Source organism: Aeromicrobium sp. Sec7.5, assembly GCF_036867135.1.
GTDB lineage: Bacteria > Actinomycetota > Actinomycetes > Propionibacteriales > Nocardioidaceae > Aeromicrobium.
The window spans coordinates 24,255-43,244 of the sequence record NZ_JBAJIJ010000001.1; the positions used below are offsets into that span (position 1 = coordinate 24,255).

Sequence of the window (18,990 nt, forward strand, 5' to 3'; positions counted from 1 at the left end):
GGCGCTCCTCACACCTCAACCACCGGGTCGTCCGGTGCCGCGGACGCCTGTCGGCACTAGGGTGCGGACATGGAGAGCTCCGGGCACACGTACCTGCTCGTCGACGGCGAGAACATCGACGCCACGCTTGGCGGGTCCATCCTCGGCCGCCGGCCGATGCCGCAGGAGCGGCCCCGCTGGGAACGCCTGCTGACGTTCGCCGAGGAGCGCTGGCAGCAGCCCGTCACCGCGCTGTTCTTCCTCGCGGTGCACGGCGACCTGCCGATGCCGTTCGTGCAGGCGCTCACGGCGATCGGCTACAAGCCCGTCCCCCTGTCGGGCACGCCCGACCAGAAGGTCGTCGACCTCGGCATCCAGCGCACGCTCGAGGAGATCGCCCGGCGCGAGGGCGACGTCGTGCTCGTCAGCAACGACGGCGACTTCATCCCCCAGCTCTCGCCGCTCGTCGGCGAGCGCCGCACGGCGCTGCTGGCGTTCGACGAGTTCCGCAGCTCGGGCTACGCCGAGCTGGTCGCGCGCGGTCTCGAGACGTTCGACCTCGAGTACGACGTCAGCGCCTTCACCGAGACCCTCCCGCGCCTGCGGGTCATCCCGATCGACGAGTTCGACCCCGCGCAGTTCCTGTAGGGGCTTGCCTCCCCTGACGGCTACCAGTGGCGCGGGACAAGCGGCCACGGCGGAGAGGTGGCTGTGGTCACCGCACGTTGCCGGGTGGACGCAACCTGAGGGTTTGTGGTCGCCATGGCGACAGTTTTCCCTCGACCTTCCCGACGGCGGATCGAAGGTCCAGGGTCCGTGGCGCTAGTCCGGTGCAACCGCGCGTCGTCAGGTGACGGGTGGTTTCGAGGCTCGCGCGCCAGAGCGCACTCGCACCTCAACCAGCGGGAGCGGGGGCGTCGGTCAGAACGCGAGGCCGACGTACTTGGTCTCGAGGTACTCCTCGATGCCCTCGGTGCCGCCCTCGCGGCCGAAGCCGGAGGCCTTGACGCCGCCGAACGGGGCCGCCGGGTTGGAGACGATGCCCTGGTTGATGCCCACCATGCCGGTCTCGAGGCCCTCGTACACGCGGATCACGCGGGCGTGGTCGCGGGTGAACGCGTAGGCGACGAGTCCGTACTCGGTGTCGTTCGCCATGGCGAGGGCCTCGTCCTCGTCGGTGAACGTGAAGATCGGGGCGACCGGGCCGAAGATCTCCTCGGTGCGCAGGTCGGAGTCGAGCGGCACGTCGGTCAGCACGGTCGGCGGGTAGAACCAGCCCGGCCCGTCCGGGAGGGTTCCGCCGCAGCGCACCGTGGCGCCCTTGCCGACCGCGTCGGCGACGAGCTGGGCGACCTTGTCGCGCTGCGCCTCCTCCACGAGCGGTCCGACGTCGACCCCGTCCTCCAGGCCCGGCCCGCTCTTCAGGCCCTGCATGCGCTCGGTGAGCTTGGTCGAGAACTCCTCCGCGACCGACGCGTGCACGATGAACCGGTTCGCGGCGGTGCACGCCTCGCCGATGTTGCGCATCTTGGCGAGCATCGCGCCCTCGACCGCGGCGTCGACGTCGGCGTCGTCGAACACCAGGAACGGGGCGTTGCCGCCGAGCTCCATCGAGACGCGCAGCAGGCCCTTCGCGCTCTGCTCGACCAGGGACTGCCCGACCTCGGTCGAACCCGTGAAGGTCAGCTTCCGCAGCCGGGGATCGGCGATCAGCGGACCCATGACCTTGCCGGTGCTCTTCGTGGTGACGACGTTGAGCACGCCGTCGGGCAGGCCCGCCTCCGCCAGGACCTGCGCGAGCCACAGCATCGTGAGCGGGGTCAGGCCGGCGGGCTTGACCACGATCGTGCACCCGGCCGCGATCGCGGGGGCGATCTTGCGCGTGCCCATCGCGAGCGGGAAGTTCCACGGCGTGATCGCCAGGACCGGACCGACCGGCTGCTTCAGCGTGAGCAGGCGCGTCGCACCGTTCGGCGCGGTCGAGTAGCGGCCCGCGACGCGCACCGCCTCCTCGGAGAACCAGCGCAGGAACTCGGCACCGTAGGCGATCTCGGCCTTGCTCTCCTTGAGCGGCTTGCCCATCTCCAGCGTCATGATCGTGGCGAGCTCGTCGGTGCGCTCGGTCACGATCTCGAACGCCTTGCGCAGGATCTCGCCGCGGTCGCGCGGAGGCGTGGCGGCCCAGTCCTTCTGCGCGGCAACGGCGGCGTCGAGCGCGGCCGTGCCGTCCTCGACCGTCGCGTCGGCGACGTGGGCGATGGCCTCGCCGGTGGAGGGGTCCTCGACCGCGAACGTGGCACCGCCGGCGGCATCGACCCAGCTTCCGCCGATGAAGAGCTGCTGGGGAACCTCGGGCAGGGCGTCGTGAGCACTCATGGTTCCGAGACTAGGACGGACCCGGGCGCCCCGCCTCCCCGGTCCCTGAGGTGCGAGGAGCGCCAGCGACGAGCCTCGAAGGGTTCGTGCAGGAGGCTTCGAGGCTCGCTCGTCCCGGGTCCTGAGGTGCGAGGAGCGCCAGCGACGAGCCTCGAAGGGCACTCGCACCTCAGCCAGCGGGATCGCCCGGCGGTCAGACGATGCGGCGCACGTGGTGGCTCGCGGGCATCGCGTCCGGGTGGAGCACCGCGGCGATGGCCTCGACCCCCTCGACGAGGCGAGGTCCCGGCCGCACCACGACCGCGTTGCCGTCGATCGCCCAGACCTCGGCGTCCGGCAGCTCGCGGGCCACGACCTCGGCCTGCTCCGCCGCACCCTCCAGGCCGTAGCCGCAGGGAGCGACCAGCACGACCTCCGGACGCACCTGGCGCAGGTCGTGCCACGACGTCGGGCCGGACGCGGTGCCCGGGTGCCCGCCGACCGGGTCGCCGCCGGCCGCCTCCACCTGGTCGGGGATCCAGTGCCCGCCCGTGAACAGCGGGTCGACCCACTCCACGACCGCGGTGCGGCGGCGCGGGCGACCGTCGACCGCCGCGCCCACCGCGTCGAGCCGCTGCTGCAGCGCCGAGACGACGTCCGCCGCGGCGTCGGGCACACCGAGCGCGTCGCCCACGACCCGCACCCCGTCGAGCACGTCGCGAAGCGTCATCGGGTCGAGCGTCACGACGTCGGCCCGGCACTGCAGGTGGGCGAGCGCGGCGTCGACCTGGCCGGTCGGCACGGCGCACACGCGACAGAGGTCCTGGGTCAGGATCACGTCCGGGTCCAGGTCGGCCATCGCGCCCTCGTCGAGCGTGTAGAGGTCACGACCCGCAGCGAGCTCGGCGCGCACGTACGCGTCGATCGCGGCGACGTCCATCGCCGAGGTGTCACGGCCCGAGACGATCACCCGGTGGTCGACCCGCGCCGACGCCGGCTCGTCGCACTCGAAGGTGACGCCGACGAGCCGGTCCTGCGCCCCGAGGGCGTAGACGATCTCGGTCGCTGAGGGCAGCAGCGAGACGACGCGCACCGTCAGGACGCCTCGCCGGTGCGACGCCGGTCGCGCACGCGGACCACGACGAAGGTGATCACGACGACCAGGACCGCGACGATGACGACCTTCTGGAAGGTGTCGGCGTACGGCTCGACCTTCTCCCAGTCGGATCCGAGCCGGTAGCCGGCGATCACGAAGATCGAGTTCCAGATCAGGCTGCCAAGCGTCGTGAGGAGCAGGAAGAACCCGAAGTTCATCTTCTCGACCCCGGCCGGCAGGGAGATGACGCTGCGGAAGATCGGCACCATGCGTCCGAAGAAGACCGCCTTCGAGCCGTGCTTGGCGAACCAGGCCTCGGTGCGCTCCAGGTCGGAGACCTTGAGGAGCGGGGTCTTCGCGAAGACCCACATCGCGCGCTCGCGTCCGAAGCCACGCCCGAGCCAGTAGAGGATGACGGCGCCGATGACCGAGCCGGCCGTCGTGGCGAACAGCGCGCCCTCGAGCGAGAAGATGCCGCGGCTCGCCGCGAAGCCCGCGACCGGGAGGACGATCTCGCTGGGGATCGGGGGGAACAGGTTGTCCAGCCCCACCGCGATCGCCGCGCCGAGGAGTCCGAGCTTGTCCATCAGGTCGACCATGACGCCGGCGAGACCGTCGACGTCGGTCGTTCCGGTCACGTCGGTCGCGGCGAGATCGAGTAGCGTCACGACGATGAGCGTAACGGGGGCACGCGCACGGCAGGCCTGTGCTGTGGTGCTCGCGGTCGCCCTGCTGGCCGCGACGCAGGGCTGCACGGGTGCGGACTCGCCCGATGTGCCGCCCTCCGCAGTCGAGATCCAGCAGCCCGACGAGCAGCTCACGGTGGTGGCCGACGAGTCCCCCGGCGCACGAGCCCTCTCGGTGAGCCGTCTGCTCTACGCCCGGGCCGACGTCGTCGTGCTCGTCCCGGCCGGGGGCGGCGCCGAAGTGGCCGAGATCGTGGGTGGGCACGGCGTGCCGCTCCTCGAGACCGCGACGCCCGGCCTGGCCGAGGAGCTGGAACGGCTCGGCGCCACGTCCGCCGTGGTCCTCGGTGACCCCGGTGCGGCGCCGGACCTGGGCGTCGAGGTGGTGGCCGCGCCGACGACCGCCGACGTCGGCCGGGAGCTCGACGACCTCCTGGCCGCCTCTGAGCCCGCGGACCCCGGCGAGGGCCTGCTCGTCCTCACGCGCGATCCCGCCGCCGACGTCCTCGCCGTCACGACCGCCGCCGGGGCCGAGGTCGTGGCCGTGCCGACCGGCGACCCGCGCACCGACCCCGCCGTCGTCGAGCAGCTGCGATCCCTCGGGGACCGGCCCACCGTCGTGCTCGGACCCGGCTGGCCCGACCCGACCTACACCCTCCAGGTCGCTCGCAGCGGCGACGAGCTCCCCGGCGGCGGGCACACGATCTTCCCCGGCCGTCACGTCGTCGCGCTGTACGGATCCCCCGACCTGCCGGCGCTGGGCGTCCTCGGCGAGCAGGATCCGGCCGGCGCGGTCGTCCGGACCCAGCAGGCCGTCGACCAGTACACCCCGATCAGCGACCGACCCGTCGTGGGCGCCTTCGAGATCATCGCCACGATCGCGGACGCCGAGATCGGCGCCGACGGCGACTACTCCCGCGAGGTGCCCGTCGAGACCATCCGCCCCTGGGTCGACGCCGCCGGCGACGCCGGGATGTACGTGATCCTCGACCTGCAGCCCGGACGCACCGACTTCCTGACGCAGGCGAAGCTCTACACCGACCTGCTGCTCGAGCCGCACGTCGGCCTCGCGCTCGACCCCGAGTGGCGCCTGGCTCCCGACCAGGTGCACCTGCGCCAGATCGGCTCGGTCACCGGCGCCGAGGCCGACGCCGTCGCCGCGTGGCTCGCCGACCTCACCCGCCAGAACGGCCTCCCGCAGAAGATGTTCGTCCTGCACCAGTTCGCCGGGTCGATGATCACGAACCGCGAGCTCGTGCGCACCGACCGGCCGGAGCTCCAGGTCGTGGTGCACGTGGACGGCCAGGGCACCCCCGGCGGCAAGGTCGGCACGTGGAACCTGCTGCGGCAGGGAGCCGACCCCGGCATCGCGTGGGGCTGGAAGAACTTCTTCGACGAGGACATGCCGATGCTCACGCCTGAGCAGACGTGGGCCGTCGCGCCGAGACCCGATCTGGTCACGTACCAGTGACACCGCGTGACGGCGCCCGGACGGTCGCTTGCCAGTGCCCCCCACCGATGACAAGATCACGGCGGGGAGGGGAAGCGTCCGGTCCTCGTGACCGGCAACGAGAGGAACATCCATGGCGAAGCTCGACCCTCAGATCGTCGAGGCGTTGAAGTCGGTCACCGACTTCGACGAGACCACGGTGCGTGCGCTCGCCAAGCACGGCACGATCGTGAACGTGCCCGCGCGGTGGTCGCTCATGTGGGAGAACACCCCGGCCGACAAGGCCTACATCATCCTCGAGGGCGAGGTCGTGATCCGCAAGGACAACGCCGACCTCGCCGAGCTCGGTCCGGGCTCGGTCATCGGTGAGATCGCGCTGGTCAACAAGAAGCTGCGCAGCGCCTCGGTCTTCGCGCTCACCCCGCTCAAGGCCCTGCACTTCACCGACGAGGCGATCGCCGACCTCAGCGCCGACAACTCCAGCTTCGGCGAGGCCCTCAAGCAGGCTGCCGCCGAGCGCCTCGCGAGTGACTGACCGACCCGACGCACCTGATCCGTCGCAGGACCATGCCTTCGACCCGGGCATCCTGCTCGAGGTCGCCGGTTCCTACCTGCTCGGCCACGACGGGTCGGGACTGAACCGGCACGAGGTCGCCGAGCAGGCCGGGGTCGAGCTCGACGCCGCGCAGGACCTCTGGCGCGCCCTCGGGTTCGCCGAGGCCGGCGACGACCACGCGATGTTCACCGACGCCGACGTCGACGCCCTGCGCGACGTCGACGAGCTCGTGGACCTGCAGCTCCTCGAGCCCTCGATGCTGCCCGCCCTGGTCCGCACGATGGGCTCCACCTTCTCGCGCATGGCCGACTGGCAGGTTCGCTTGCTGCTGGGCGCGATCACCCGTGGTGACGAGACCGAGCTGCCGCTCGAGGTGCTGACCGAGGTCATCCCCGTCGTCGAGCGCCTTCAGTCCTACATCTGGCGGCGGCACCTCGTCGACGCGGCGGGCCGCCTGCTGCTGAAGGGCACGACCGACACGTCGTCGGCGCCGCTCGCGGTCGGCTTCGTCGACATCGTGGGCTACACGACGCAGAGCCGGCGGATGAGCACCGACGCCCTCGCCGCGATGGTCGAGACGTTCGAGCGGGAGACCTCCGAGCTCGTCGTGGAGGCGGGCGGACAGGTCATCAAGACCATCGGCGACGAGGTGCTCTACACGGTCTCCGACCCGATCGCCGCCGCCGAGCTCGCCCTGGCGCTGGTCGACCGCGAGGACGACGACCCGACCGTCGAGGGCGCGTACCCGCAGGTGCGCGTGGGCTCGGCCTACGGCACCGTGCTCTCGCGGCTCGGCGACGTCTTCGGGCCCGTCGTCAACATCGCCTCGCGGCTCACCTCCGTGGCCAGGCCCGGCCGCGCCCTCCTCGACGCCGAGCTCGCGTCGCTCGTGCAGCACGACGACCGCTTCCGGGTGCGCCGCGCCCCCCGCGCCTCCGTCAAGGGCTACGAGCACCTCGAGCTGTGGTCGCTCAAGCACCCCAAGACCCGCCACTGAGCCAGCCCGCCCGGGCGGGCGGTGAGCTAGCGACCATTCCGCGGCCGGGCGGTGCGTGAGCGTCCGTTCAGCTGCCGCGAGTGGTCGCTGACTCACCGCCCCAGGGTGGTGACGGCCGCTGTCTCACCGCCCGAGGGGGAGGTGGGTCAGGGCCGCTGGGTGTAGCGGTTCAGGAAGGCCGCCATCTGCTCGCGCAGCACGGGCTGCTCCGGGCGGAAGGTCGGCAGACCCTCGGGCGACGCGTACCCGGTCGTGATGCCGGTGGTGGCCAGCCAGGCGATGTGGCTCACGAACGTGTGGTCGAGGCCGACGTCGGCGAAGCCCTGCGTCGTCGGGACCGCGGGGGCCGGGTCGCCGGTGAGGCGCTGCAGGAAGGCCGCCATCTGCTCGCGCAGCACGGGCTGCTCCGGGCGGAAGCTCGCGGACCCGTCCTCGTCGACGTACCCCGTCGAGACGCCTGAGCGGGAGAGCCACACGATCTCGGCGTAGAAGGTGTGGGTCGTCGGAACATCGGTGAAGGGGGACTCCGCCGGCAGGTCCGTGACCGGTGGCTTGCCCATGAGGCGGTAGAGGAAGGCGGCCATCTGCTCGCGCAGGACCGGCTGCTGCGGACGGAACTCGACGTACTGGTCCGGTCGCGTGTAGCCCGTCGTGATGCCCGTCGTGGAGAGCCACTCGATGTCCGCCGCGAACGTGTGGTCCTCGGTGACGTCGACGAAACCGCCCGGGCCCGGCACGGGGGTGTCCATGTCCTTGAAGTGGATGAAGCCCGAGGGCCACCCGCTGCCGTCACGCGTGATCTTGCGCCAGTGGAAGTCGCCACTCGCGCTGTCGTCGGAGACCCAGATCTCGTTCGCCGAGACGACCCTCTCGACGTACGAGACGTGTCCGGACACACCGCCCAGCCCCGCGTTGCTGTCCCACCAGGCGACCGCTCCGACCGCCGGGACACCGTCGGTGATGGCAGCGTTGTAGTGGCCCCATGTGTGCGCGTTGCCGCGTCCGACCCACGGCTTGGTGGGCGACATCTTGTTGGTCGTGATCATCCGGTAGGCCACGTAGTTCGTGCAGTTGTGGCCGCCGTACTGCTGCCAGTACATCGTCGACGACACGGCGCTGTAGCCGTGGTCGGTGTACCCGGCCTGCGCGCACCCGACGTACCCCGTGCACAGTGTGGTGAGCCGTGCGGACGCCGGTGCTGCGACCATCAGGACGCCGAGCAGCGCCAAGGCGACGGCGCTGCGCAGGATCCTCACCGGGTCATTCTGCACGCCACGGGGCTCAGCGGCTGGTCGACCAGGATCGCAGCACGGCATCGAGCGCCTCGACGACCCGTGGCCAGGAGTCGGCCGCGGGGGGAGCACTGTGGTCGAACGACCCCGCGGCCTCGAGGTCGAGGAACCCGTGGATCGTCGCGCCGAGCAGCCGTACGGCGTGCACGTGGTCGACCTCCGGCACGGCGTAGCCCCGCAGGATCGAGGCCGACAGCGCGGTGTGGCGGGGTCCCGCTCCGGCGAGTGCCTCCGCGCGGCGCAGGGGCCGGTGGCTGGCGGCGTACCGACCCGGGTGCGCGAACGCGTACGTCCGGAAGGCCTGGGCCCAGGCCGCGAGCGCGTCGCGGCCCGATCGTCCGGCAACGGCGTCAGCGGCCCGCTCCGCCATCTCCGCCAGCGCCAGCTGCGTGACCCGGCTCAGCAGGTCGTCGGCGCCGTCGAGGTGGGCGTAGACGCTGGCCGGCTTGACCCCGACGAGGCGGGCCACGGCGGACACCGTCACGCGGTCGAGGCCGTCGCGGTCGGCGAGGGTCGCCGCAGCGATCACGATCAGGTCGGGGGTCAGTCCAGCGCGCGGCACGTCCGCTAAACTACAGCACTGGTCACTTTGCCTACAGGGTGTAGGTTTGGGCTCATGAACCTGATCGACCCCACGGCCGTCCGTCGCGCGTTCGTGAACTCCTCCCGGAGCCGCGCAGCGGCCGTCACCTTCCCGAAGCCGTGGCCGCCGGCGGATCCCGACGAGCGTGACTTCCTCGCCTGGGTCGATCCCAAGGCGCCGCTGCGGGCGTACCTCGTGGCCGGAGCGCCGATCGCCGACGAGCTCGTCGCGATCGAGCTGCGCCTCGGTGAGTCCACGGGCCCCCGGCGCAGCAGCCACTGCGACTGGTGCCACACGCAGGACGCCGACGGCGGATCGCGACTCGTCGTGGCCCCGCGGGCCGGCGCCCGCGGGCGCTCGGGTGACAGCGTGGGCGTGTACGTGTGCGCGGACTTCGGGTGCTCGCGGCGAGCCCGGCGCCCGCTGCTCGCGCACCAGCGCTCCGTCACCGGTGCACCCGACCTGCGTGTCGAGGAGCTCCGCAGCCATGTCGCGGCATTCGTGGAACGGGTGCTCGATCCCGGTTGAGTCCGTCCGTCAGCCGGCCGCGCGCAGCACGAGCTCCACGTGGGCCCGGCCCCAGGGCGCGGTGAACGGCCCCGTGCGCAGGAGCCAGCGATGGAAGATCGGTCCGAGCAGGAGCTCGGTCACCTGCTCGGGATCGGCGACGCCAGCGCGACGGAACCGGTCGGCGATCGCGGCGGTCTGCGGCCCCAGCAGGCGGTGCTGCAGCTCGGCCGACAGGTCCGGGTACGCCTGCAGGCGGATCAGCACGTCGCGCATGAGCGCGTCCGCACCCGGGTCCGTCAGCTCGGCGACGATGCCGGCCACGAGATCACGCAGGTCCTGGGCGAGGTCGCCCGAGTCCGGCACATCGACTCGTCCGTCGTGGCTCGCCGAGGCCGCGAGCAGCGCGTCGAACAGGATGTGCACCGGGGACGACCAGCTCCGGTAGAGGGTCTGCTTGCCGGTCCCGGCCGCGGCGGCAAGGCCCTCCATCGTGAGCCCGTCGACCCCGACCTCGTGGGCGAGCTCGAGCACCGCGCGGTGCACTCGCACCACGGTGCTGGCCCGAGCCATCAGGCGCCCTGGCCGGAGCGTTCGGCGTCGGCGAAGCGCGGGTCGCGGCGGTAGTCGTCGAGCCGCGCCTGCAGCGCAGCGGCCACCATCGCGGGGGCGTCGTCACCCAGCAGGACCCTGAGCCGCTCGTCGGCCGGATCCGTCGCGTGCTCGACGATCGCTACCGCCACGTCGGCCGGCGCGGTGCCTCCACCGGTGCCCTCGGCCGCCCAGGGGACGGCGGCGGTGCCGAACTGCCGCTCGCGCAACCCGTCGTACACCGCGAGGGGATGCGCGAATTGCATGCTGCCCGTGCCCCAGGCCGTGTCGATGCCGCCGGGCTCCACGATGCTGACGCGCACGCCGTGCTCCGCGACCTCACCGGCGAGCGCCTCCGCCAAGCCCTCGAGCGCCCACTTCGAGGCGTTGTAGAGGCCGAGCAGCGGCATCGTGCCGACCGCGCCGACGGTCGAGACGAAGATCAGCCGCCCGGACCCGGTGGCCCGCAGGTGCGGCAGTGCTGCCCGCGCGACCCGGGCGGCGCCGAGCAGGTTCGAGTCGAGGATGCGGAGAAGATCGCCATCGGTGCTCTCCTCGACCGCGCCGACGAATCCGTAGCCGGCGTTGTTGACGACGACGTCGAGCCGGCCGTGCTCACGCATGATCTGCTCGCCCGTCGCCCGGACCGCCGCGACGTCGGTGACGTCGAGCGCCATCGGCACGATGCCGGCGCCCGAGGGGAGGTCCGCCAGCACGCGGCCCGTCGCCACCGCGACATCACCCCGGGCCGCGACGACCTCCGCTAGTGCGCGACCCAGGCCCCGCGAGGCCCCCGTGATCCACCAGACCGAAGAACTCATGAGTCCGAGGATACCCGAAACGAGACGCTGCGTCTCGTTTGTCTCAGCTCAGGCGGCGGCGACGATGCAGCGCGGGTCCTCGCGCGTCATCCGCCATCCCACGCGCACCATGACGACCGTGTCGGTCACGAGCAGCCAGTGAGCCGCAGCGCGGAGGTTGGCACGCGTCATGGCCATGGCCACGCTCCCCGCCACGGTGAGGAACTCGACGTTGAGCAGCGCGATCGCGCCGGGGTCGACCGCCACCAGCGAGGACACGATGACCACGCCGATGACCAGACTCGTCAGGTACGCGGGATGGCGACTCATGCGAGCGAGATTAGTCGGCGGCGGTGACGGGTGCCAGCGCCCGGCCGACCGTTGGCCGGCGGCGGCTCAGAAGAAGTCGCCGGCCGCGGCGGCGCCGGCGGCGGCCTCGTTGCCGACGTCGCGGGCCATCGGCGTGAAGCGCGAGTAGTGGCCCTGGAACGTGACCGCGACCTTGACGCCCGCCGGGCCCGAGCGGTTCTTGGCCAGGATGATGTCGGCCTCGCCCGGGCGCTCGGACTCGCCGCCACCTTGCATGTCGGGGCGGTGCAGCAGCATGACCATGTCGGCGTCCTGCTCGATCGAGCCGGACTCACGCAGGTCGGACAGCTGCGGGGTCTTGTCGGTGCGCTGCTCCGAGCCACGGTTCAGCTGGCTGATCGCGATGATGGGGACCTCGAGCTCCTTGGCCAGCAGCTTCATCTGGCGGCTGAACTCCGAGACCTCGACCTGACGGTTCTCGACGCGCTTGCCGGAGGTCATGAGCTGCAGGTAGTCGATGACGACCAGCCCGAGGCCATGCTCCTTCTGGATGCGGCGGGCCTTCGAGCGGATCTCGGGCATCGTCATGTTGGGGGAGTCGTCGATCACGATCGGCGCGCTCATGACCCGGGGCATCGTGCGGCTGATCGCGTCCCAGTCGAACTTGTTGACCGAGCCGCCGCGCATGTGGGAGATGCTGACCTTGGCCTCGGCCGAGAGCAGGCGCATCGCGATCTCGGCGGCCGTCATCTCGAGCGAGAAGATGGCGCTGGGGGTGTCGCCCTTGATGGAGGCCGCGCGCACGAAGTCGAGGCCGATCGTGGACTTGCCCACACCGGGACGGGCCGCGACCACGACCATCTGGCCGGGCCGGAAGCCGGTCGTGTACGCGTCGAGCTCGGGGAAGCCGGACTCGACGCCGGCCATCTCGCCGTCGCGGCTCGCGATGTCCTCGATCTCCTGGATGGCCTGCGGCATGAGGTCGGCCATCGACCGGTAGTCGTCGGCCCCCTTGGCGCCGTCGACGTCGAGCACGGCGGCCTGCGCCTGGTCGACCAGGTCGGCGACCTCGCCGGTCTGGTCGTAGCCGATCTGCTGGATGCGCGTGCCGACCTCGACGAGGCGGCGCAGCACGGCCTTCTCGCGGACGATGGCCGCGTAGTAGTTGACGCTGGCCGCCGTGGGGACGCCGGCCACGAGCGTGTGGAGGTACGGGGCTCCGCCGACCCGGGCGAGGTCACCCCGACGCTGCAGCTCGGCGGCGACCGTGATGGCGTCGGCCGGCTCGCCGCGACCGTGAAGGTCGACGACGACGTCGAAGATCTGCTCGTGCGACGGCCGGTAGAAGTCGCGCGCCTGGAGCACGTCCATCGCCGGGTCGACCGCGTTGCGCGACAGCAGCATGGCGCCGAGGACGCTCTGCTCGGCGGCGACGTCCTGCGGCGGGACGCGCCCGCCCGCGGTCTCCTCGTCGGCACCGGAGGGGTAGAGATCGGACACGCTCATGCCGCCACGTCCTTCCTCGCCGTCGCCCAGTCGCTCCATCGGAGCCTAGGTGCCGTCACGGACAGAACCGACCGACACGAGCGCCCACACTAGGTGGACGAGGCCGTGCCGGTCGACTTGTCCGGACAATTCCCGGGCGCGCCGTCCACAGCCCTTGTGGACAAGTGTGGAAAACCTGTGCAACACGCCGCGCGCTGTGTGCACATGTCGTGGACAACGTGTGGACAACTTTGGCTTGTGACGCAGCACACGTGCCCTGACCTGCGCAAACGTTGTGCACCGGTGTGGATCGAAGAAAGTTGACGGTGGATGACCGTCCACCGCTGCCTGTGGGTAGACATGTCGACACGACACGCCGACGCAGCGTCGCAGGCCCGAGGCCGAGCGTCAGGCGAGGAATCCGACCGTGGTCCAGTCGGTCGAGCCGAACCGCCGTGCCACGAGGTTCACGACGTCCTCGCCCACCGCCAGGACGTACGGCTCGACTACCAGCGGGATCAGCACGTACGTGGCGAGGACGGCGGAGTCGAAGGCCGCCGCGGCCGCCGCGAACGCGGCCGGGTCAGTGGCCTGGAGGAGCCCGGCGGCAGCCTGGGCGACCGCGGGATCGGCGAGACCCGTGAAGTTCATCGGGCCGTCGACCGGTTGCACCCGGGCGACGGTGTCGGTGGTGTCGAACGGGTCGGTCGACCACAGGAACGTCACGAGGTCGAAATCGAGCGGCACCACGACCTCGCTGAAGAAGGTGTCGGCCGCGCGGGGCTCGACCGTGACCTTGATGCCGACGTCGGCCAGGTCATCCTGGATGGCCTCGGCGCGCGTGGCGACCGCCTCGTTGCCCTGGGGCACTGCGAGTCGCAGCGTCAACGGCGCACCGTCGGGACCCGTCCACCCGTCGCCCGCCGGCGCGTACCCGGCCGACCCGATCAGGGCGCGGGCCTGCTCCGGATCGCGCTTCAGGGCGTCGCTGACGGTGTCGACGTGCCCCTCCTGGCCCGGGACGGTGACGTAGCTGCCGGCGAGCTGCGCGTCGGGACTCGTGACCTCGACCAGGTCCTGGCGGTCCAGTGCGAGGGCGACGGCCTGACGCACGGCCGGCGACGTGAGCGGGCCGCGGGCCGCGTTCAGGGTGAGATTGCTCCACTCGTGGCCCGGCGAGGTGGAGACGACACCGTCGTCGACCGCCTCGGCGCCGGCCGGCACCAGCTCGATCGCGTCGAGCTCGCCCGCGGCGTAGGCGTCGGCCTGCGACTGGGGGCCGAGGGCCCGGTACTCGATCGCGTCGAGGGCCGGGGTGTCGCCCCACCACTGCGGATTGCGCTCCAGGCGCACGACCGCGGCGTCACGATCGATGTCGGCCACGACGAACGGTCCGTTGCTGGGCGGTGCGACGTCCGCGAAGGCGTTGTACGACTCCGCAGCGGTGGCCTCGGCCGGGAGACCTGGGTAGATCAGGGCGGGCCAGTCGGACGTGGGGCGGGTGAACTGCACCGTGTACGACCACTGGTCGGCGCCGGGCACCACGGCGGCGACGACCGACCACCGGTCGAGGTCGGCCACCGCCTGGCCGCCGATCGCGAGCTGCGCCGCGACGAAGGCCTGCATGTCGGTGACCTCGATCGGCGAGCCGTCGGACCAGACCGCCTCGGGGTTGAGGGAGACGTTGACCGCGAACGGCTCGGCGGAGGCGATCTCGACCGAGGTGGCGTACCGCTCGTCGACGCTCCAGCTGCCGTCGTCGGCGATCTTGACGGCGCTACCCCGCGTGGGCTCGAGCACGGTCACCGCGGTGTCGCCGACCGGAGCGGCCCACGGGTTGAACGTCGAGGGCATCGCGTCGACGGCGAGCTGCAGGGTGCCGCCGTCGCGCACGTCGGCGCGATCGACCTCGAGCGTGTCGGGATCGGACCCACAGGCGGCCAGCGCGAGCAGGGCGACGAGCAGCAGCACGACGGCACGGCGACACGCCCCGGCTGACAGGTGTCGGCCGGGGCGTGACGTCGTGTTCACCGTGCTGATGGGCGAGCTACTTGGAGGCGACCACGTTGAGCTTGACCGTGGCAGCGACCTCGGGGTGCAGACGCACCGCGACGGTGTGGGCTCCCAGCGCCTTGATCGGGTTACCGATCTCGATGCGACGCTTGTCGACCGCACCGGCCTGGTCGGCGATGGCCGAGGCGATGTCGGCGACGGTGACGGCGCCGAACAGGCGTCCGCTCTCGCCGGCGCGGACGGGCACGTTGATGGTGCCGCCCTCGAGGCGACCCTTCAGCGCGCGAGCGTCGTCGAGGTCGTGGATGGCCCGGGCATCGCGACCGGCCTTGATGGACTCGACCTGACGGGCCGCGCCCTTGCTCCAGCGGATCGCGAAGTTGCGCGGCAGCAGGAAGTTACGGCCGTAGCCGTCCTTGACCTCGACGATGTCGCCGGGTCCACCGAGGTTCGTGACCTCGTGCGTGAGGATGAGCTTCATGAGTCAGTTCTCCTTCGCTCAGCGGCCGCTGGCGGTGTAGGGCAGCAGCGCCATCTCACGCGCGTTCTTGATCGCCTTGGCGATCTGACGCTGCTCCTGGACGGACACGCCGGTGACGCGACGAGCGCGGATCTTGCCGCGGTCGGAGATGAACTTGCGCAGCAGCGGGGTGTCCTTGTAGTCGATCGTGGTGACGTTGGCGGCCTTGAGCGGGTTGCTCTTCTTCTTCGGCGCGCGGATGACGGGCTTAGCCATGATGCTCCTGAATTTCTTGCTGAAAGTGTGTTCGAGGTGAGGCTGATCAGTCGGACTGATCAGAAGGGGGGCTCGGACGAGCCGCCACCACCCCAGGGGTCGTCGGCGGGCGCGGCACTCGCGCCGCCACCACCACCGTTGGCCGGCTTGGCACCGCCCCAGGCGTCGTTGCCGCCGCCGGGACGGCTCGCGCCACCCCCGCCGCCGGCTCCGCCGCCGAAGCCGCCACCGTCGCCGCCGCCACTGCGCTGCACGCGCTGGACCTGGACGGTCGCGTTGCGCAGCGAGGGGCCGACCTCGTCGACGGTCATCTCGACGCTGGTGCCGCGACCGCCGTCGGACCGCTCGTACTCGCGGACCTTGAGCGGGCCCGTGACGATGACGCGCGTGCCCTTGGTGAGCGAGCCGGCCACGTTCTCGGCCAGCTGGCGCCAGGCCGAGCAGCGGATGAACAGCGTGTCGCCGTCCTTCCACTCGTTGGTCTGACGGTCGAACGTGCGCGAGGTCGACGCGACGGTGAAGTCGGCGACGGCCGCACCCGCGGGGGTGAAGCGCAGCTCGGGGTCGCGCGTCAGGTTGCCGACGAGCGTGATGGAGGTTTCGCCTGCCATGGGGATCAGCCTTTCGGACCCGGTGAGGGTGGTCGAGGTCGAGTGTGGCTCAACTGTCGGACAGACCGCGAGGGCCGGTCCACAGTCAAGACGTCACGCGACTCCGGGACGGATGACCTTCGTGCGGACGACGGACTCGTTGAGGCCCAGCTGACGATCGAGCTCGGCGACCGCGGCCGGCGTGGCCTGCAGGTCGAGCACGGCGTAGATGCCCTCGTTCTTCTTGTTGATCTCGTACGCGAGGCGGCGCTTGCCCCACACGTCGACGTTGTCGACGGTGCCACCCTCGCCACGGATGACGTTGAGGTAGGTGTCGAGGCTCGGGGCGACGGTGCGCTCATCGAGGCTCGCGTCGAGGATGACCATGACTTCGTAATGACGCAAGGACACTTGCGTCCTCCTTCGGTCTGAACGGCTGCGGACGGTCCGCAGCAGGAGGTGCTGCCCGACGGGCAACCCTCCGAGTGTAGGGGAACCCCGGGACGGCAGCCAAATCTGGCGATCAGCACCGGGCGGCCGATGCCCGTCTCTGGGCACCACAGGTCGAGCGAAGCGAGACACGCGCCCGGGCGGAGCCCGGCACCGGTGAGGTACGAACCGGTGGGGCGGCGAGGCACGAGTCGCGCGCGGCACCCCTGCCGGGCCCTGGGTACGGGCCTAGTCTGGAGGCGTGCCGGACGCGACCCCGATGTTCCCGCTCTCCCGCCCCCTCATGCCGGGGATGCCGCTGCCCCTGCGGCTCTTCGAGCCCCGCTACCTGGCGATGCTGGAGGCCGTGCTCGTGCGCGAGCCCGCCGACTTCGGCGTCGTGCTGATCGAGCGGGGCACCGAGGCCGGAGGGGGCGAGACCCGCTTCGACATCGGCACGATGGCGCGCGTCGCCCAGGTCGCCCCCGACGGCGACACGTTCGTCCTGATCGCCCACGGCAGCAGCCGGTTCACGGTCGACCGCTGGCTCCCCGACGACCCGTTCCCGCAGGCGGAGGTCCAGCTCGTGCCCGACCTCGTCTGGGACGACGAGCTCGACGTCGCCCTGTTCGCCGCGGAGGACGCGATCCGGTCCGACCTCGTCCGGGCGTCGGAGCTCGTCGACCTCGAGTGGTCGCCCGACACCCCGCTGGGCGAGGACCCCATCGAGCGGAGCTGGCAGCTCGCCGGCATCTCGCTGCTGGGCGAGCTCGACCAGCTCGAGCTGCTGCGCGCGACGAGCGTGGGCCAGCTCCTGGAGCAGACCGTCGAGGCCTCCGCAGCGGCGCTCGAGCTGCTCGAGTTCCGCCACGGCTCGTAGCTCAGGAGCTACTGCGGCAGGATCCCGCGGAGATAGGCGGCCTGGCCCGCGTGCTCGAGGTCGTCGTCGAGCACGCTGACGAGCCGGACGCCGAGCGTGACCGGCGGGTCCCACCGGTCGTCGACGACCCGGTCGAGGTCCGACGCGGACACGTCGGCGACGAGCGCGACGGTCTGGGCGTGCACGGCCGTGAGGTACTCCAGCAGCAGCTCGGCCGGGGCGCGCACCGCGGCGACCTGTGCAGCGTCGTGGCCGTAGCCCGTGTCGGACGGGTCGTGCGCGAAGCACTCGCCGAGCTGCTGGGCGAAGCCCTGGGTCGTGTAGACCTGCTCGACGTCGAAGGCGTCCGCGAGGTGGTCGTCCTGCACCCGGGTGAGGTGCCACACGAGCCAGGCGATCGAGTTCGCGTCGGCGGCCGGCCGGTGGGTCAGCTCGGCGTCGTCGAGGCCGTCGAGCGTGCGCTCGACCGACTCGACCACGCGGCCGAAGCCGTCCTCGAGGAGCTGCGCGGTGTTCACAGGCCCACCCTCAACTGCCCAGCCCTCACAGCTCCGCCGAGACCTTCCAGAGATCGATCGCCGTGTCGGTGCCGGCGAGCTCGTCGATGCGCGCCAGCTCCTCGTCGGTGAAGTCGGTCCGCGCGGCCGCCTCGAGGTTCTCGTCGAGCTGCTCGACCGACGACGCACCGATCAGCGCGGACGTGACGCCGCCGGGTCGCAGGACCCACGAGATCGCCAGCTGGGCCAGGGACTGACCGCGCCCCTCGGCGATCTCGGCCAGACCCCGCAGGCGCTCCCGGTTCTCCGGCGTCACCGCGTCGTCGGTGAAGGACCCACGGCCGACGCGGTCGGCGGGCTCGTCACCGAGGTACTTCGACGTCAGGAGCCCCTGCGCCAGCGGACTGAAACCGATCGATCCCAGGCCGTGCTCGCCCAGCACCGTCAGCAATCCGTCCTCGACCCAGCGGTTCAGCATCGAGTACGACGGCTGGTGGATCACGAGCGGCGTGCCGAGGTCGCGGGCGATCGCGACGGCCTCGGCCGTGCGTTCGGGGGAGTACGACGAGATACCGGCGTAGAGCGCCTTGCCCTGGCGCACCGCGGTGTCGAGCGCACCGATCGTCTCGGCCACGGGCGTGCCCGGGTCGGCGCGGTGCGAGTAGAAGATGTCGACGTGGTCGACGCTCATGCGCTGCAGCGACTCCTCGAGGCTGTTCAGCACGTGCTTGCGACTGCCGAGCTTGCCGTAGGGGCCGGGATACATGTCCCAGCCGGCCTTGCTGGAGAGCACGAGCTCGTGCCGGTACGGCTTGAAGTCCGTACGCATCATGCGCCCGAAGTTCTCCTCGGCCGAGCCGTACGGCGGGCCGTAGTTGTTCGCCAGGTCGAAGTGCGTGACGCCCCGGTCGAACGCGTGCCGCAGGATCTCGCGCTGGGTCGCGAAGGGTCGGTCGTCGCCGAAGTTCCACCACAGTCCCAGCGAGATCGGGGGCAGCAGCAGGCCGCTGTCGCCCACCCGTCGGTACTCCAGGTGCTGGTACCGATCGGCCGCGGCGACCCACGGCTGATGTGTCTCGGGAACCTTGTCCGCGTAATAACGCTCCTCGCTCATAGGATCGACGCTAGCGCCGTCACGAAGGTGGCGCACGAACGGACG

22 protein-coding genes are annotated in these 18,990 nt (G+C 71.4%); 6 read left to right on the forward strand and 16 right to left on the reverse strand.

The window, feature by feature from the left end:
- The first annotated feature begins 69 nt into the window (after positions 1–69).
- Entirely contained in the window at positions 70–627 is a 558-nt protein-coding gene (locus V6S66_RS00135) for an NYN domain-containing protein (protein WP_334204754.1), read from the forward strand.
- Positions 628–900: 273 nt separating this feature from the next.
- On the opposite strand, the gene V6S66_RS00140 is transcribed toward V6S66_RS00135, so the two are convergent.
- The 3 genes from V6S66_RS00140 to V6S66_RS00150 all read right to left on the reverse strand — a co-directional run bounded on the left by V6S66_RS00140 (position 901) and on the right by V6S66_RS00150 (position 4,098).
- A complete protein-coding gene (locus V6S66_RS00140) occupies positions 901–2,355 on the reverse strand; it encodes an NAD-dependent succinate-semialdehyde dehydrogenase (RefSeq protein ID WP_334204755.1) in 1,455 nt (484 codons plus the stop codon).
- A gap of 193 nt (positions 2,356–2,548) precedes the next feature.
- Positions 2,549–3,427 carry an ABC transporter substrate-binding protein gene (locus V6S66_RS00145; RefSeq protein ID WP_334204756.1) on the reverse strand — a complete coding sequence of 293 codons (879 nt, stop codon included), beginning with the start codon at positions 3,425–3,427 and terminating at the stop codon, positions 2,549–2,551.
- 2 nt (positions 3,428–3,429) lie between these two features.
- Complete coding sequence (locus tag V6S66_RS00150) at positions 3,430–4,098, reverse strand: DedA family protein (RefSeq protein ID WP_334204757.1); 669 nt, start codon at positions 4,096–4,098, stop codon at positions 3,430–3,432.
- Positions 4,099–4,102: 4 nt separating this feature from the next.
- Here V6S66_RS00150 and V6S66_RS00155 point away from each other — a divergent pair, with 4 nt between their 5' ends.
- The 3 genes from V6S66_RS00155 to V6S66_RS00165 all read left to right on the forward strand — a co-directional run bounded on the left by V6S66_RS00155 (position 4,103) and on the right by V6S66_RS00165 (position 7,119).
- Positions 4,103–5,587 (forward strand): hypothetical protein, encoded by a 1,485-nt coding sequence (locus V6S66_RS00155; RefSeq protein WP_334204758.1) that lies wholly within the window; start codon positions 4,103–4,105, stop codon positions 5,585–5,587.
- A 112-nt stretch (positions 5,588–5,699) separates the two neighbouring features.
- Positions 5,700–6,101 carry a Crp/Fnr family transcriptional regulator gene (locus V6S66_RS00160; protein WP_334204759.1) on the forward strand — a complete coding sequence of 134 codons (402 nt, stop codon included), beginning with the start codon at positions 5,700–5,702 and terminating at the stop codon, positions 6,099–6,101.
- Positions 6,094–7,119: an adenylate/guanylate cyclase domain-containing protein gene (locus V6S66_RS00165; protein ID WP_334204760.1), complete on the forward strand. Its 1,026-nt coding sequence runs from the start codon at positions 6,094–6,096 to the stop codon at positions 7,117–7,119. Before V6S66_RS00160 ends, V6S66_RS00165 begins: the two co-directional genes overlap by 8 nt.
- A 146-nt stretch (positions 7,120–7,265) precedes the next feature.
- On the opposite strand, the gene V6S66_RS00170 is transcribed toward V6S66_RS00165, so the two are convergent.
- Complete coding sequence (locus V6S66_RS00170) at positions 7,266–8,375, reverse strand: S-layer homology domain-containing protein (RefSeq protein ID WP_334204761.1); 1,110 nt, start codon at positions 8,373–8,375, stop codon at positions 7,266–7,268.
- 25 nt (positions 8,376–8,400) lie between these two features.
- Positions 8,401–8,973: a TetR/AcrR family transcriptional regulator gene (locus V6S66_RS00175; RefSeq protein WP_334204762.1), complete on the reverse strand. Its 573-nt coding sequence runs from the start codon at positions 8,971–8,973 to the stop codon at positions 8,401–8,403.
- A 54-nt stretch (positions 8,974–9,027) separates the two neighbouring features.
- Between V6S66_RS00175 and V6S66_RS00180 the strand changes: the two genes are divergently transcribed.
- Entirely contained in the window at positions 9,028–9,522 is a 495-nt protein-coding gene (locus tag V6S66_RS00180) for an FBP domain-containing protein (protein ID WP_334204763.1), read from the forward strand.
- 9 nt (positions 9,523–9,531) lie between these two features.
- Here the strand turns inward: V6S66_RS00180 and V6S66_RS00185 are convergent, their stop codons facing one another.
- The 9 genes from V6S66_RS00185 to rpsF all read right to left on the reverse strand — a co-directional run bounded on the left by V6S66_RS00185 (position 9,532) and on the right by rpsF (position 16,430).
- On the reverse strand, positions 9,532–10,074 hold the full coding sequence (locus V6S66_RS00185; RefSeq protein WP_334204764.1) for a TetR/AcrR family transcriptional regulator: 543 nt from the start codon (positions 10,072–10,074) through the stop codon (positions 9,532–9,534).
- Positions 10,074–10,913 (reverse strand): SDR family NAD(P)-dependent oxidoreductase, encoded by an 840-nt coding sequence (locus tag V6S66_RS00190; protein ID WP_334204765.1) that lies wholly within the window; start codon positions 10,911–10,913, stop codon positions 10,074–10,076. The genes V6S66_RS00185 and V6S66_RS00190 overlap by 1 nt, the downstream gene beginning before the upstream one ends.
- Positions 10,914–10,961: 48 nt before the next feature.
- On the reverse strand, positions 10,962–11,222 hold the full coding sequence (locus V6S66_RS00195) for a hypothetical protein (RefSeq protein ID WP_334204766.1): 261 nt from the start codon (positions 11,220–11,222) through the stop codon (positions 10,962–10,964).
- Between the two features lie 66 nt (positions 11,223–11,288).
- The gene (gene dnaB, locus V6S66_RS00200; RefSeq protein WP_334204767.1) at positions 11,289–12,707 is read right to left on the reverse strand and encodes a replicative DNA helicase; all 1,419 of its coding nucleotides are present in this window, start codon (positions 12,705–12,707) and stop codon (positions 11,289–11,291) included.
- A 387-nt stretch (positions 12,708–13,094) separates the two neighbouring features.
- On the reverse strand, positions 13,095–14,657 hold the full coding sequence (locus tag V6S66_RS00205; protein WP_334204768.1) for an ABC transporter substrate-binding protein: 1,563 nt from the start codon (positions 14,655–14,657) through the stop codon (positions 13,095–13,097).
- A 76-nt stretch (positions 14,658–14,733) separates the two neighbouring features.
- Positions 14,734–15,180, reverse strand: coding sequence for a 50S ribosomal protein L9 (rplI, locus tag V6S66_RS00210; RefSeq protein WP_334204769.1), 447 nt, complete (start codon positions 15,178–15,180; stop codon positions 14,734–14,736).
- Positions 15,181–15,198: 18 nt separating this feature from the next.
- On the reverse strand, positions 15,199–15,435 hold the full coding sequence (gene rpsR / locus V6S66_RS00215; protein WP_334204770.1) for a 30S ribosomal protein S18: 237 nt from the start codon (positions 15,433–15,435) through the stop codon (positions 15,199–15,201).
- Between the two features lie 59 nt (positions 15,436–15,494).
- A complete protein-coding gene (locus V6S66_RS00220) occupies positions 15,495–16,046 on the reverse strand; it encodes a single-stranded DNA-binding protein (RefSeq protein ID WP_334204771.1) in 552 nt (183 codons plus the stop codon).
- 93 nt (positions 16,047–16,139) lie between these two features.
- Complete coding sequence (gene rpsF / locus V6S66_RS00225) at positions 16,140–16,430, reverse strand: 30S ribosomal protein S6 (RefSeq protein ID WP_334207198.1); 291 nt, start codon at positions 16,428–16,430, stop codon at positions 16,140–16,142.
- A 286-nt stretch (positions 16,431–16,716) separates the two neighbouring features.
- On the opposite strand from rpsF, the gene V6S66_RS00230 reads away from it, so the two are divergent.
- The gene (locus V6S66_RS00230; RefSeq protein ID WP_334204772.1) at positions 16,717–17,334 is read left to right on the forward strand and encodes an LON peptidase substrate-binding domain-containing protein; all 618 of its coding nucleotides are present in this window, start codon (positions 16,717–16,719) and stop codon (positions 17,332–17,334) included.
- 8 nt (positions 17,335–17,342) lie between these two features.
- Here V6S66_RS00230 and V6S66_RS00235 read toward each other — a convergent pair whose 3' ends face one another.
- Together V6S66_RS00235 and V6S66_RS00240 are read right to left on the reverse strand one after the other, a co-directional pair.
- Positions 17,343–17,852 carry a mycothiol transferase gene (locus V6S66_RS00235; protein WP_334204773.1) on the reverse strand — a complete coding sequence of 170 codons (510 nt, stop codon included), beginning with the start codon at positions 17,850–17,852 and terminating at the stop codon, positions 17,343–17,345.
- Between the two features lie 25 nt (positions 17,853–17,877).
- Positions 17,878–18,945, reverse strand: coding sequence for an aldo/keto reductase (locus V6S66_RS00240; protein ID WP_334204774.1), 1,068 nt, complete (start codon positions 18,943–18,945; stop codon positions 17,878–17,880).
- Positions 18,946–18,990: the final 45 nt, after the last annotated feature.